The organism is Acinetobacter sp. NIPH 2699, assembly GCF_022549355.1.
Taxonomy (GTDB): Bacteria; Pseudomonadota; Gammaproteobacteria; order Pseudomonadales; family Moraxellaceae; genus Acinetobacter.
On the sequence record NZ_JAKZGL010000003.1, the window covers coordinates 153,581 to 167,907 of the forward strand.

Sequence of the window (14,327 nt, forward strand, 5' to 3'; positions counted from 1 at the left end):
TCACCTTTAAAAATAAAAAACCAGTTCAAATGAACTGGTTTTTTACGATGGATCATGTGCTTTTAGAGCACAGATGCAATCTTAGAAACGGAACTTCGCGTTTACACCAACAGTTTGCGTATCTAAATTTACAGTATCACCAAATTCGTCTTGGAAGCTTTTTGCATTCGCATTAACGTAGCTTGCACCAACAGCAACAGCTGGAGTGATGAAGTAGTTTACGTTCGCGCCCCAAGCAGATTTGATTGGAGAGAATTTGTCATTTGCTGGGTTAGAGCTTGCGCTTACTTCTGCATAGGAAGCACCAACACTTAACTTAGGCGTTACATAGAAGTCAGTTTTTAATTCATAAGCAGTTGTATCACCGTACACAAGGCCGGCTTCAAAGCCTACAGCCATATTGGTACCGTCGATGTTACCTACATACTTAGTACGTGCAGTGATTGCATCTTGGTCTTCGCCAATTACTAATGGCTGAGCTACTGATTTTACGATACCGCTTGAAAGTACGCTGTTTGCATCTAAAGCAAATTGATCAGCAATGCTGGTATAACCTACAGCAACCAAGAAATTAGGTGTAAGCATCGCACCAACTTCTAAAGCATAGCGATCGCCATTGTCTTTTTCGCCGTCAACTTTAGATTTAGTGTGGCTATAAGATGCGCTGGTATATACTGGAAGGTATGGTGTAGGGATGTAAGCTTCACCTTTTGCGCCATACGATTGAGTTTCAGAAGTTACAACTTCATCACCATCATGTTTAGTATAGCTATAAGCAGCAGAAACATTAGATGCGTGGTTTAAGAAAGCCGCTTCTGCTAAAGGACCTTTAGAAGCGTCTACATCTTTGAAGTAATAAGTTGCTTGTCCAGCACCAGTAAAGTTTTTGTCATTTACAGTTGTATCTAAAAATTCAGATTGACCTTGAACTTCAACTTGGTAAGCGTTGGCACCGGTCATGGCTAATAATAAAGCAGTGGCTAAACCGAGTTTTTTCATAATAATTTCCAGCTTTAACAGTGATTGAGTTAAGTTGGACTCATTGTATTGTAACAAAGTATGATGTCAATGTCATAAATCGCAGCCTCCGACGAAGGGTGAAGCTCTGATTAGATTTAGGTTAAAAAACAAACAAAAGCAAAATTTGTTGTCAACCTTTTTTAAAATTTATAATTAACAAGTAGATATGGATTTTTACTCGTAAGGTTGAAGATTGTTTTTAAGGCTTGGATCTGATTTGTATGATTGGTTAATTCGATTAATACGATCGTTTTTTACACTTAATATATACTACCCTATGTCATAATTCTGCCATTAAAAATGAGCTTTAAGCATATTTTTTCAATAATTTTGCGATCAAATATACAAAAAATACTGAAGAAATTTTGTGTAAACCATGATCAATTTAAAGTAGACGAAGGAATGATGTAGAGATCTAATCTAATATTTCGATTAAATATTAAAATATGATTCGTTTAATCAGTTTTACATTATGAGGTGTAGTTCACATAATACAAGGCAAGAGATAGGTAATTTGCATTTTACGATCTCGTAACATTTTCTTTGTGTATTTGTAGTTTACTAGCTCGGCTTTCCCCAAGGTCGAGCTTTTTTTTATCTGTTCATTTCCTATTATAGATGAAATAACAATACAGAGTGAATCATACAAACGCTTTATAGTCATCAATTCTATACTCGATTCCCATTTTTCTATTATGTCAAAAATGCTAAAACATCTTACGCTTTGTGCATCTTTAACGATTGGGCTTACTTTGGTGGGTTGTCAAAATTTGGACTCCCGAACTCAAACAGCCGATTTAAAAAAAGATGATCAAACCGAGATCGCTGCTTTATTTCAACATGCCCAAACTGTAGGTGTATTTCTCACTTATGATGGGCAAACGCTTCGAGAATATGGCAATGACCTTGGTCGTGCGAATACTGCATATATTCCAGCATCAACTTTCAAAATATTAAATGCTTTGATTGGGATACAACATCACAAAAGTTCGCCAAACGAAGTGTTTAAGTGGAATGGCAAAAAACGTGCTTTTGTGAGCTGGGAAAAAGATTTAACTCTAGCTGAGGCGATGCAGGCATCGGCAGTCCCTGTTTATCAGGAATTGGCTCGGCGTATTGGATTAGAGTTGATGGCGAACGAGGTAAAACGAGTTGGCTTTGGCAATGCTGAGATTGGAACGCAAGTTGATGATTTTTGGTTGGTGGGCCCACTTAAGATTACACCTGTTGATGAAGTAAAATTTGCTTATGCTTTGGCAAATAAGCAGCTTCCATTTGAGCAAACTGTTCAACAGCAAGTGAAACACATGGTTTTGGTTGATGACGTTCAAGGAACCAAGATTTATGCCAAAAGTGGTTGGGGTATGGATGTAGTACCGCAAGTGGGCTGGTGGACGGGTTGGATTGAACAACCCGACGGAAAAATTACTGCATTTTCTCTCAATATGGAAATGAATAAACCAGAGCATGCAGATGCGCGTAAAGCCATCGTCTATCAAGCATTACAACAGTTGAACTTATTACCCAAATAGACTTTTCTCAAAAAAAGACCCAGCTTTTTAGATAAAGCTGGGTTCGAAAAAGGATGTTTATCATTGGGGGAGAAAACATCCTTGAGGGTTTCTGTTTTAAATTGATAAATCTTGGTGCTTGAGTCAATTATGTTCCTTGGAAAGTAATTTGTGAAATTGATAGTTTTTATAATAATGATCTGTTATGTCGATCATTATTTTTGGTGAACCTTCTAGACCCTTAGATAAATGAAGAAAGTCATCACAGCTTTTTGGGATTCGGGTAGAATGATTCACTGTTTATAAATTAATCGAAATAGCTTTTGAAAAGCCCAAGGTGTGTTCATGGGAGGTGACTTAAAAAATTCAAAATTGCGTTCAGAGCACATAAGCCGTCGCCTATTTCTTTGCATGCTTGTCATTATTTTTTCGATTTCATATCTTTCTATTCCTTTAATTATTAATAGCTATCAAGAGTATATAAGAACAAAACAAACACTAGCAGAAATTATTAGCCTTCGTACTTTGGTTAAAACCGTAAATAAGATATCTAGAGAACGTGCGCCTGCAAATAAGGTCATGTCGAGTCAACCCAAAGATTTATTCAATAATCGACAAGAATTAGAAGAATATCGAATAGTTGTTGATACACAGATCAATCAGACGATAGATGTTTTAAAACAAAATGGTTTTGAGCGGATCGCACAGGGGTTAGAGATAAACCTCAAGGCTAAATTGGCTCAAGCGCGCACAATTGTTAATGCGTATCCAAATATACCCATTGAGCAACGGACATCTGCTCAATTTGACCACGCGATCTTATCAATGTTTGAGGTTTGGGATGAGAGCCGTGAGTTTTTAACTGAGTTACTGGTTCAGTCGAATAGTAAGAGCAGTAAGATGTCGAATTATTTTACATCGATCCTTGTTTTAACGGATATGCGAGATCAGGCGGGTCGGGTGGCTTCAAATATTATGGCGCCTGTGACTTTTGATGAAAAAATCTCTGATGAAAATAGAGCACGATCATTACAAACACAGCATCAAGCAGTCTATCTGTGGAAGTTGATTGATACGATTCAGCCTGAGCTATCGAAAACACCTGAATATGTACAGCTCTACAAACGGGTAAAAACCGAGTTCTTGGATAAAGGTCTTCCCATTGTTTCGAGGTTGCTTGATGAAAGTAACAATAATGAAGCATATTTTCTAACTGGAACACAACTTACTGAGCGAATAGTCGGTAAATTTACAACGGTGATAGATTTGCAAAACTATATTTTGGATTACAGCATAGAGGTTGCAGATCAACAAAATCGACAAGCCAAATTACAATTTATTTTTACACTTTGTATTTCTAGCTTATCTTTGCTCATCGCTATTTTCACGATGATTTACACCAAGAGAAAAGTTTTTAGCCCATTAATTCATGCACGAAATATGATTTTGAGTTTGTCGGGAACGTCTGATGAGTACGTTTCAATGAACAAAAATAAGGAAGAATTTTTCTCATTATTTGAAGCAATTGATAAATTAAAGGGCATGTTGAAGCAACGCGACATGATGGAGTTGCAGCTTAAGAAAATTGCAAATTCAGATGTGTTGACTGGTGTGGCGAATCGTTTGGCGCTGGAAGAATATATTCATGTTATTGAGTCAAAATCTGAGTCATTGTCTAACACCTGCGTGATCGCGATTGATATTGATAATTTTAAGTTCGTGAATGATCAGTATGGACATATCGTGGGCGATCAAGTGATTACGATGATCGCAGATCAGCTTAAACAGAATGTGCGTGCTTCTGATTTGATCGTTCGTTATGGCGGTGATGAGTTTTTGGTTGTTATTGAAAATATTCAAATGGATGCGGTCAAAGTCATTGCAGAAAGTATCCGTTTAGCAATTTTAAAACAGAGTATTGCTGTTTTGAGTCGGGGTGAATCGATTCAGGTTTCTGTCAGTATTGGCGTGGCAATTGGGGCAAATAGCTGGTTAGGGTTATTAGAAAAAGCGGATCAGTCGTTGCTCAAAGCGAAGGCGAAAGGGAAGAATATAGTGGAGGGGTAGGGACACAGTTTTAACAATAATTTTGTACCCAACTTTTTAATTCTACTAAAAATAATGGGAATACTTCATTCAATTCATATTTAGAACATTCATATAATGCGAGATGAAATTCATCAGCATAATGATTTATAAAACTATATAACTCATCATCTTCGATATATTGGGCGATATTTAGGAGTCGCTGAAAAGCATGAGATATAAACTCTGTTGACAGAGTTGTATTAAAAAGATGTGTAATGTGATTACCTATTTTTTTATAAATGATTTGCCTACTTTGATTTATTAATAAATTACTTCGGTCGATGTTCTTGAAATAATCCAAGATTTGGTCAGTTGTAGACAAAAAACAAATATCTAATGCTAATTCATTTGAAGAATCAATTTCTAGAGCATGTATAGCCCATTGTTGAATATCTTCTGTTGTCTTTAGGCTAAATTCTAAATCAAATTTAAATTGCAATTTATTTGTATCTAATTCATGCATTTAATTGTCACTGGTTTTTATTCGAAGGTGTTCAAATTGTTGTGTCACAAGCAGGACTAAGTTTGTTGCTTAATCCTGCTGAAAACTTTAGCATTTATTAATGGTAAAGGAAAATGCACTATTTCAACAAAGCTTTTAAAAATTTCCCTGTATGAGATGCTTTTACTTTCACCACATCTTCAGGGGTTCCTTCGGCAATAATCTGACCACCACCCGAACCACCTTCAGGCCCTAAATCAATCACCCAGTCGGCAGTTTTGATCACATCCAAATTATGTTCAATCACCACAATGGTATTCCCCTTATTGCGTAGCTCATACAAAATGTCGAGTAGCTTGGCAATATCATGGAAATGCAGACCTGTAGTTGGTTCATCCAAGATATATAAAGTTTTACCTGTATCTCGTTTTGCTAACTCACGTGCCAGCTTAACTCGTTGTGCTTCACCACCTGAAAGCGTGGTTGCCGCTTGCCCTAAACGAATATAACCAAGACCGACTTGAATTAACGTATCTAAACGACGGTGAATCACAGGAATCGCACTGAAGAACTCGGCTGCATCTTCCACAGTCATTTCCAGTACATCAGAAATATTCTTGCCTTTATAACCCACTTCTAAAGTCTCGCGGTTATAACGTTTGCCATGACAGGCATCACACGGCACATACATATCAGGTAAGAAATGCATAGCCACTTTGATCATGCCATCGCCTTCACAGGCTTCACAACGTCCACCTTTGACGTTAAATGAGAAACGACCTGCACTATAACCACGTGCTTTGGCTTCAGGTGTTTGCGCAAATAACTCACGAATTGGGGTGAATAAACCAGTATAAGTCGCAGGGTTGGAGCGTGGGGTACGTCCAATTGGACTTTGGTCAATATCCACCACTTTATCGAGATGCTGTAAACCATCAATCGAATCAAATTTTTCAGCAGTAAGTGTGGTCGCACCATTGAGCTGGGTTGCAGCCAAAGGCAATAAGGTCCGATTAATTAAGGTTGATTTACCTGAACCAGAGACGCCTGTGACACAGGTCATAATCCCAAGTGGAATGGTAAGATCAACATTTTGCAGGTTGTGTCCACTTGCACCAGAGAGCTTGATGAATTCATCTGGGCGTGGCGATAGGGTGCGTTTTTTGGGTATCGCAATTTTCAGTTTGCCTGAAAGATACTGACCTGTGAGAGAGTCTTGATTGCTGGCAATTTCGTCATAGCTACCTTCACCAATAATGACGCCACCATGAATCCCTGCACCTGGTCCAATATCAATAATATGATCAGCAGCACGAATCGCATCTTCATCATGCTCAACCACAAGCACCGTATTGCCCAAGTCACGTAAGCGAATCAGGGTTTGTAAAAGGCGATCATTATCCCGTTGATGCAGACCAATCGACGGTTCATCCAGTACATACATCACGCCCATTAGGCCAGCACCAATCTGTGATGCAAGACGAATACGTTGCGCTTCACCACCTGAAAGCGTTTCGGCTGAGCGTGCCAAACTCAAATAATTGAGACCGACACTGACCAAGAAATGTAAACGCTCACGAATCTCTTTAAAGATTTTATCGGCGATTTCACCTTTAGCACCTTCAAGATTCAGATCTTGATAGTAATTTTCAGCATCACCAATCGACATTTGGGTAATTTGGGCAATGGTTTTATCTTTCACTCGGACATGACGAGAGATTTCATTTAAACGTGAACCATCACACGCATCACAGGCTGCATTGGATAAATATTGCGCCAAATCATCACGGACATAATTCGATTCAGTTTCACGATAACGGCGTTCTAAATGCGGTAGAACCCCTTCAAACGCTTGTACACGACTGTGCTTACGACCACGTTCATCAATATAACTGAGGTCAATTTTCTCTTTGCCCGTGCCTTGTAAGAATTTCTTTTGCGTATCCTTATCCAGCATATTCCACGGTTCATCTAGGCCAATACCAAAATGATCTGCGACTTTTTGCAACATGGTGTAGTAATACGGGCGCTGTCTATCCCAACCACGGATCGCCCCTTGGCTGATCGCGAGTTCAGGATTTGGAATCAGTTTGTCAGCGCTGAAATGGCTACGTGTGCCTAAGCCATCACAGACAGGGCAGGCACCAAAAGGATTGTTGAACGAGAACAAACGTGGTTCTAATTCTGCTACTGCACGATCACATTCAGGGCACGAGTGTTTGGCTGAAAAAACACGTTCAGGGTGTTCACCATTCATCCACGATAAAACGGCAATGTCACTGCCTAAACGCAATGCTGTTTCAAAGGATTCAGCAATACGATTGCCTAAATCATCACGGACCTTAAAACGATCCACTACCACTTCAATGGTATGTTTTTTCTTTTTATCCAGCTCAGGTGGAGTATCAATATCAATAATTTCGCCATCGACACGCGCACGTACAAAACCTTGACCTTGGAGTTGTTCAAATAGTTGTGTGTATTCGCCTTTACGCTCACGTACCACGGGCGCAAGCAACATCAGTGCCGTGCCTTCTTCCAGTGATTTGACGGCATCGACCATTTCTGAAACGGTTTGTGCGACCATCGGTAGGTCATGTTCAGGACAATAGGGCGTGCCTACACGTGCATACAGCAAACGTAAATAGTCATAAATCTCGGTAATGGTACCGACGGTTGAACGAGGATTGTGGCTGGTTGATTTTTGTTCAATAGCAATGGCAGGAGATAAACCTTCAATTGAGTCAACTTCGGGTTTTTCCATTTGCGACAGAAATTGGCGGGCATAGGCCGAAAGCGATTCGACATAACGGCGTTGACCTTCAGCATACAGCGTATCAAATGCCAAGGATGATTTACCTGAGCCAGAAAGTCCCGTAATCACCACAAACTTGTCACGTGGAATATCGAGCGACACATTTTTTAAATTATGGGTACGTGCACCTCGGATACGGATATGACTTTGACTCATAAAAACATCTCAATTAAGGTAAAAATAAAAATTTGGGGAGAGTTGCCACTTCAAGCCTAAAAAACTTGCGGTAACGAAGTGTATGTTGCAAGTACCTGTGAAGTTTGCTCAGACCCTCTATATAATAGCGATTTAAAATTGTTCAAGCTGTAACAAAACGATTTTAAACGACAGCTTGTGTCGGATACATGATGTGCTTGCATGTTTTAACATGAAATTTCTATACCACCCAAGTGTTTATCTGTGTGTTTTAAATACCATTCAGTAAAAATAAATTTCTAATCTTGAGGCGATGATGTCAAAAAAATTAAAAACTTCTATAGTTGTGGTGCTGTTATTGGTTGTGGGCTATTTATTCGCTGCTCCTTATCTCACGATTTATCAGATTCACCAAGCTGTGAAAAATGATGACAGTACCGCTTTGGCAGGTCATATTGATTTCCCGAGTGTACGGCAAAGTTTAAAAGATCAGGTCAACGCTCAAATGCTGAAAGATATTCCTCAAGTATCTTCATCTGACCGAGGTTTAGCGGCTTTGGGGGCGGTATTGGCATCGTCAATGGTGGATAAACTGGTGGATGTCATGGTGACACCACAAGGTGTCAGTATGCTGTTACAAGGTAAAAAGCTAAAAGAAAGTTTGCCATGGCAAGACAAAGTGGAGTTTCAGCCTGTGCAACCGTCTGAATTCGAGCTGTCATCTGGTACAGAAAAAGCCAGCGATAAAAAAGCCAACTATAAAGCTCGCTATCAATCCTTTCATCAATTTGCGGTTGAAATACAGCAACCTGAGCAGCAAATGCCAGTCAATATTATCTTGCAAAGACAGGGTTTGAGCTGGAAAGTCACACAAATCTTGCTGCCGACCGAGCAATTGAAATAGATCGGTGCTAAATTGAAATGAATGATCGGTATAACAAGGAATAAATAATAATGTTCGCTCAGATTCTTATTGCGTTGATTGCTGTGTTGCATGTTTATATTTTAGTGTTGGAAATGTTTTTGTGGGATAAACCGATGGGTTTAAAAGCCTTTGGTAATAGCTTGGAAAAAGCACAACTGACCAAAGTGCTGGCACAAAATCAAGGTCTTTATAATGGTTTTCTTGCCGCAGGTTTATTTTGGGCTTTACTTGCACCCGCAGATTTTGCTGTTTCGATTGCGAATTTCTTTTTAGGTTGTGTGTTGGTCGCGGGTATTTATGGTGGATTGACTGCCAGTAAAAAGATTATTTATATCCAAGCTGTACCAGCATTGATTGCTTTAATCGTCGTCAACGTGTTTTGATGGATAAAAGGTGTTCATCCTCTGCGCTTTATGTTTTAATGCGCTTAGTTTGAGATGAGCCTCATACAGTATATCGAAGATACGATATACGACTAAGCCCCTTTATTGGGGCTTTTTTACGGCGGTATAAATGATTCTAATCGGTTAAATGTGGTCTAAACCCAGCCATTGACGTTGTTGGTACGCGCTATCCCAAAATAACCATTCTAGTTTTGCACCCATGGTATAGGCTGCATGCATTTTCGCTAAAGTATCTTCATCACAGCGTGCAGCGACTTTATCAACAGTGGCAATTACATTGCGTACCGCGCTATGGAACTCCTCACCCGAATAAGTATCAATCCAAGCTTGATATGGATTGTTGGCGACTGATTTACTGACAATATCCTTGCCCACTTCTGCATAAATCCAGAAACAAGGAAGTAATGCCGCCAAAATCACGGGATAGCTTTCTGACCAAGCGGTTGCTGTTAAGAAAGAGGTGTAATGATGACAAGCCAGCGTCAATGGCGTGGTTTCAAACTCCGTTTTTGTGATGCCAAATTCCTGCATAAAATCATTGTGTAAACTGCGTTCGACAATGATGGCAATTTTTGCAGCTTCAGAAAACTGAATCACATCATCGGCTTCAAAGGCTTTTGCTGCGGCAACGGCAAGTGCGCGACCATAAGCCAATAAATAATGTGCATCCTGAATCACATAATGACAAAAAACCGTTCGATCCAAAGTGCCAGCAGCAAGTTCTTGGTTAAACGGCAAAGCTAAAATTTGTTGATATAAATTGTGATTACTGCGCCAAAGTGTTTGGGAAAAAGTCATCGAATGAACCTAGTCGAAAATGAATAAATAAATCGTGGAAAAACTATAGCAGACTCTGGGTCAATCATACGGTTTCATTAAAATAAGTGAAACAATCTGCACTATCTTTCAGCCAAAACTCGCCTACAATAGACACATTTTTATGACCCAACAATTTCGCATAAAAGGCTGCTCATGAAGCATTTTCGTTTTTCAATATTCTTTACGATCGTGTGCTTGGCACTCTCTGCATATTGGGGCTATACGCATGGCCCTGAGGCGGGTGTGGCAACCATGCTCAAAGCACTGACCATTACCGCTATTTTGGCGATTATGGAAGTCTCACTCTCCTTTGATAATGCTGTGGTGAATGCATCGGTATTACGCAACTGGGATCACTTCTGGAAGATGCTTTTCTTAACCGTTGGTATTCTCGTTGCTGTATTTGGCATGCGTTTGATTTTCCCCGTCATGATCGTGGCTGTGACCGCAGATATGGGCATGATGGAAGTGGTGAGATTGGCACTGAATGATCCACAGGCATACTCAGCACGCCTCATGGAACATCATCCTGAGATTGCAGCCTTTGGTGGTACATTCCTACTCATGGTGTTTTTAAACTTCTTCTTTGATGATGAAAAAGAAACGCATTGGTTCCGTTGGATTGAATCTAAACTCGCGCATTTGGCAAGCGTGCCTGCGATGTCGGTGTTTATCGCATTGGTGGCGATGTTGATTATGGCGGCGCATGTCGATGAAGCGAAACGTCTAGTCGTGACCATGGCTGGTATTTGGGGCATTGTGGTCTATATTGGCGTGAAAGTCTTGAGTCATTTATTGGGTGGCGAGCCTGAAGTGGATGAGAGTGGAAATGCAGTCACACAAGGTGCTGATGGTGCGGCTAAAGGTGTGGTGAAGGCTGGTATCGGTGGATTCCTTTATCTGGAAGTGTTAGATGCATCTTTTAGTTTTGATGGTGTGATTGGTGCATTTGCGATTACCAGTGATGTGGTGATCATTATGCTGGGTCTTGCGATTGGTGCGATCTTTGTACGTTCAATGACGATTTATTTGGTTGAGAAAGGGACTTTAGAGGCCTATATCTTCCTCGAACATGGTGCTCACTATGCGATTGGTGCTTTGGCATTTATCATGATTACCAGTGGTACTGGTGTGCATGTACCCGAGGTGGTCACAGGTTTGATTGGTGTGGCGTTTATTGTTTGGGCGGTCATCGCTTCGATCCAATATAACAAACGACAGCAACAACGGCCTTAAGCTTGAATTCAGTTTAAAGGCTTAAAATAAAAACAAGGGACGGAAACGTCCCTTTTTAATTTTTAGATCATGTTTTTTTCAACGCTTTGTGAGCGGATGGCTTATAATCCGCTGAGCCAGTTTTAGTATCTTGAAATGATGAATGCTTTAGAACGCCGTTCAACCTTTGCCTTAAGTAGCATCTTTGCCTTACGCATGTTGGGCTTGTTCATGATTATTCCTGTTTTCGCGGTTGCAGGACAATCCTATCAGTATGCCACTCCAGCACTGATTGGTTTGGCCGTCGGCGTATACGGACTGACCCAAGCACTGTTACAAATTCCATTTAGTTTGTTGGCTGATCGTTTTAATCGGAAGCCTTTGGTCATCCTTGGACTCTTGTTATTTGCGCTGGGTGGTGCGATTGCTGCCATGTCGGAAACGATTTATGGGGTGATTATTGGTCGGGCGATTGCTGGTGCAGGTGCGGTCTCTGCTGTCGTGATGGCATTGCTTGCTGATGTGACACGTGAAGAACAACGGACCAAAGCAATGGCGATCATGGGTATGAGTATTGGCCTGTCTTTTGTGGTGGCTTTTAGCTTAGGTCCTTGGTTGACCCATCTCGTGGGAATCTCAGGGCTGTTCTGGGTGACGACATTGATGGGTTTGATTGCGATCGTGATGTTATCGCTGGTACCGAAAGTAACTCGTCATCATCGAAATTTTAGACAAGGTTATTTGCTTCAGCTTAAACAAGTCATTCAAATGCCAGATCTGAATCGACTGCATGTTTCTGTTTTTTCTTTACATTTACTTCTCACTTCGATGTTTCTGTATGTACCGTCACAGTTAATCGAATATGCTCAAATTCCATTGGCACAACATGGTTGGGTGTATTTGCCACTCTTGCTGATTAGTCTGTTTTTTGCTTTTCCAAGCATTATCATTGCCGAAAAATATCGCAAAATGCGCGGTATTTTCCTCTCTGCAATTGCAGGAATTATTCTCGGACTCTTTATTTTGATTTTTGGTTATGAATCAAAATATGTGCTGCTCGCGGGTTTGGGGATTTTCTTTATTGCATTTAATGTGATGGAAGCATTACTGCCATCGTGGCTGTCTAAATCTGCACCGCTACAATCCAAAGCAACCGCAATGGGGGTGAATGCCAGTGCCCAATTTTTAGGGGCATTTTGTGGTGGTATTCTGGGTGGTCAATTGATCATGTTACAGAATACTGCACTGGGTTGGAGTGTGCTCACGGTCATTGCTATACTATGGCTGTTGATTAGTTTTAGTCTCGCCCAGCCGCGTTATTTATCTTCAGTGGTGCTCTCATTACCTGAAATTAAACAAATGGATGAGTGGACTTCAAAACTATTGGCAATTCGTGGTATTGAAGAAGTTGTGGTGATGCCTGATCAGCAAGTTGCTTATATTAAAGTCGATAAACAGTGCTTAGATGCTGCCGCGCGACATGATTTAACGCAGCTATTGGGGAAAGAGCTAGCCATTTAAGCATAACTCTTATAAAGTAAAACACAGAAATACATAGGATGATGACAGCAAATGCGTGGTGTAAATAAAGTAATTTTAGTCGGTACTTTAGGTAAAGATCCTGAAACAAAAACCTTTCCAAATGGTGGATCGTTGACACAGTTTTCGATTGCAACAAGTGAATCGTGGACAGATAAAAGTACGGGCGAACGTAAAGAACAGACTGAGTGGCATCGTATTGTATTGCATAACCGTTTAGGTGAAATTGCTCAGCAATATTTGCGTAAAGGCTCAAAAGTGTATATCGAAGGTTCATTGCGTACCCGTCAATGGACAGACCAAAATGGTCAAGAGCGTTACACCACTGAAATTCGTGGCGATCAAATGCAAATGCTGGATTCACGTCAACAAAGTAGTGAACAGAGCGGTGGCGATTTTAACCAACCACGCTTTAATAACAATAATAATCAAGGTAGCGGTTACCAAAACACAGGTTATAACAACAATAACCAAGGTGGTCAGGGTCAAGGCAGCTATGCAGGCAATCCACAAGCAGGTAATGGTTTTAATACACCAAAAGCTGCACCACAACCTGCTGCGGCAGCACCGGCTGATTTAGATGATGATTTACCGTTCTAGACCTCAAGCTTAGAAATATTAAAAAGGCATAAAACTGAGTTTTATGCCTTTTTTATTTTTAGCTGGATATTTTATCGAGCTGAGTCAAGAATTTCATGATTGGTCACAACGTCTTGAGCTTTACTATAGCTTTCTATCAGTAATTGATAGGCTGGGAAGATTTGCGTGTAAACCTGTGCCCATTCAAGCGCATCATCACGATTCCATGTACGCTGGATTTCAGAAGCAACCGCAGCAGTGTCCATCGGAACCACACCCGCTTGAACCACACGCGCTAAAGTAATTTCTTGTGCCATCTTGCTATACGTTCCTGATGCATCGACCACCACAAAGACTTTATAGCCTTCAGCGACCGCACTAATGGCAGGAAAAGCCATACATACGCTGGTAATCGTTCCTGCGATAATCAGGGTTTTACGTCCAGTATCTTTTACCGCTTTAACAAAATCTTCATTATGCCATGCATTAATTTCGCCTTTACGTGCGATATATTGAGCATGTAGTGCATTGGCATGAATTTCAGGAATTAATGGGCCATTCGGTCCTTGTGGAACAGAAGCGGTAGTAATGACAGGAATATTCGCTAAACTTGCAATCTTCGCAAGTGCAGCAGCACGTTGGCGTAATTCAGGCATTGGCATATCACCAACAGTTTGGAATAAACCACTTTGATGGTCGATCAGTAGCATGACGGCATCATTGGCATCGATGACAGGTGCTTGACCATTGAAATTTGCTGGCGTTGTCATTGTTATGTCCTCATCATATTTTAGAAGGTATAATTGATAATATAGATAGGACGATAGATTAAAAA

The 14,327-nt window shown here is 40.5% G+C and carries 12 protein-coding genes; 7 read left to right on the forward strand and 5 right to left on the reverse strand.

Annotated features, from left to right (window positions below; all coding sequences use genetic code 11):
• Positions 1–81: 81 nt before the first annotated feature.
• The gene (gene omp33-36, locus MMP72_RS04250) at positions 82–1,002 is read right to left on the reverse strand and encodes a porin Omp33-36 (protein WP_347005570.1); all 921 of its coding nucleotides are present in this window, start codon (positions 1,000–1,002) and stop codon (positions 82–84) included.
• A 713-nt stretch (positions 1,003–1,715) separates the two neighbouring features.
• Here omp33-36 and blaOXA point away from each other — a divergent pair.
• Together blaOXA and MMP72_RS04260 are read left to right on the forward strand one after the other, a co-directional pair.
• Positions 1,716–2,552, forward strand: coding sequence for a class D beta-lactamase (gene blaOXA / locus MMP72_RS04255; RefSeq protein ID WP_241314862.1), 837 nt, complete (start codon positions 1,716–1,718; stop codon positions 2,550–2,552).
• Between the two features lie 324 nt (positions 2,553–2,876).
• Complete coding sequence (locus MMP72_RS04260) at positions 2,877–4,598, forward strand: GGDEF domain-containing protein (RefSeq protein WP_241314864.1); 1,722 nt, start codon at positions 2,877–2,879, stop codon at positions 4,596–4,598.
• 10 nt (positions 4,599–4,608) lie between these two features.
• Here MMP72_RS04260 and MMP72_RS04265 read toward each other — a convergent pair whose 3' ends face one another.
• Entirely contained in the window at positions 4,609–5,082 is a 474-nt protein-coding gene (locus tag MMP72_RS04265) for a hypothetical protein (RefSeq protein ID WP_241314866.1), read from the reverse strand.
• A 118-nt stretch (positions 5,083–5,200) separates the two neighbouring features.
• Positions 5,201–8,032 (reverse strand): excinuclease ABC subunit UvrA, encoded by a 2,832-nt coding sequence (uvrA, locus tag MMP72_RS04270; RefSeq protein ID WP_241314868.1) that lies wholly within the window; start codon positions 8,030–8,032, stop codon positions 5,201–5,203.
• Between the two features lie 295 nt (positions 8,033–8,327).
• Here uvrA and MMP72_RS04275 point away from each other — a divergent pair, with 295 nt between their 5' ends.
• Positions 8,328–8,915 carry a DUF2939 domain-containing protein gene (locus MMP72_RS04275; RefSeq protein ID WP_241314869.1) on the forward strand — a complete coding sequence of 196 codons (588 nt, stop codon included), beginning with the start codon at positions 8,328–8,330 and terminating at the stop codon, positions 8,913–8,915.
• A gap of 50 nt (positions 8,916–8,965) precedes the next feature.
• The gene (locus MMP72_RS04280) at positions 8,966–9,319 is read left to right on the forward strand and encodes a DUF1304 domain-containing protein (RefSeq protein WP_241314872.1); all 354 of its coding nucleotides are present in this window, start codon (positions 8,966–8,968) and stop codon (positions 9,317–9,319) included.
• A gap of 144 nt (positions 9,320–9,463) precedes the next feature.
• On the opposite strand, the gene tenA is transcribed toward MMP72_RS04280, so the two are convergent.
• Positions 9,464–10,138 (reverse strand): thiaminase II, encoded by a 675-nt coding sequence (tenA, locus tag MMP72_RS04285; RefSeq protein ID WP_241314874.1) that lies wholly within the window; start codon positions 10,136–10,138, stop codon positions 9,464–9,466.
• Positions 10,139–10,312: 174 nt separating this feature from the next.
• Between tenA and MMP72_RS04290 the strand changes: the two genes are divergently transcribed.
• From MMP72_RS04290 to ssb, 3 genes are all read left to right on the forward strand, one after another.
• Positions 10,313–11,395 carry a DUF475 domain-containing protein gene (locus MMP72_RS04290; protein WP_241314876.1) on the forward strand — a complete coding sequence of 361 codons (1,083 nt, stop codon included), beginning with the start codon at positions 10,313–10,315 and terminating at the stop codon, positions 11,393–11,395.
• 135 nt (positions 11,396–11,530) lie between these two features.
• Complete coding sequence (locus tag MMP72_RS04295; RefSeq protein WP_241314878.1) at positions 11,531–12,895, forward strand: MFS transporter; 1,365 nt, start codon at positions 11,531–11,533, stop codon at positions 12,893–12,895.
• 51 nt (positions 12,896–12,946) lie between these two features.
• Positions 12,947–13,513: a single-stranded DNA-binding protein gene (ssb, locus tag MMP72_RS04300; protein ID WP_241314880.1), complete on the forward strand. Its 567-nt coding sequence runs from the start codon at positions 12,947–12,949 to the stop codon at positions 13,511–13,513.
• 71 nt (positions 13,514–13,584) lie between these two features.
• Here ssb and MMP72_RS04305 read toward each other — a convergent pair whose 3' ends face one another.
• Complete coding sequence (locus MMP72_RS04305) at positions 13,585–14,262, reverse strand: hydrolase (RefSeq protein WP_241314882.1); 678 nt, start codon at positions 14,260–14,262, stop codon at positions 13,585–13,587.
• Positions 14,263–14,327: the final 65 nt, after the last annotated feature.

Excerpts from the sequence above, each read along its gene's own strand:
- blaOXA (WP_241314862.1), top strand. The coding sequence starts at position 1,716 with ATGTCAAAAATGCTAAAACATCTTACGCTTTGTGCATCTTTAACGATT.
- MMP72_RS04260 (WP_241314864.1), top strand. The coding sequence starts at position 2,877 with ATGGGAGGTGACTTAAAAAATTCAAAATTGCGTTCAGAGCACATAAGC.
- MMP72_RS04265 (WP_241314866.1), bottom strand. The coding sequence starts at position 5,082 with ATGCATGAATTAGATACAAATAAATTGCAATTTAAATTTGATTTAGAA.
- uvrA (WP_241314868.1), bottom strand. The coding sequence starts at position 8,032 with ATGAGTCAAAGTCATATCCGTATCCGAGGTGCACGTACCCATAATTTA.
- MMP72_RS04275 (WP_241314869.1), top strand. The coding sequence starts at position 8,328 with ATGTCAAAAAAATTAAAAACTTCTATAGTTGTGGTGCTGTTATTGGTT.
- MMP72_RS04280 (WP_241314872.1), top strand. The coding sequence starts at position 8,966 with ATGTTCGCTCAGATTCTTATTGCGTTGATTGCTGTGTTGCATGTTTAT.
- tenA (WP_241314874.1), bottom strand. The coding sequence starts at position 10,138 with ATGACTTTTTCCCAAACACTTTGGCGCAGTAATCACAATTTATATCAA.
- MMP72_RS04290 (WP_241314876.1), top strand. The coding sequence starts at position 10,313 with ATGAAGCATTTTCGTTTTTCAATATTCTTTACGATCGTGTGCTTGGCA.
- MMP72_RS04295 (WP_241314878.1), top strand. The coding sequence starts at position 11,531 with ATGATGAATGCTTTAGAACGCCGTTCAACCTTTGCCTTAAGTAGCATC.
- ssb (WP_241314880.1), top strand. The coding sequence starts at position 12,947 with ATGCGTGGTGTAAATAAAGTAATTTTAGTCGGTACTTTAGGTAAAGAT.
- MMP72_RS04305 (WP_241314882.1), bottom strand. The coding sequence starts at position 14,262 with ATGACAACGCCAGCAAATTTCAATGGTCAAGCACCTGTCATCGATGCC.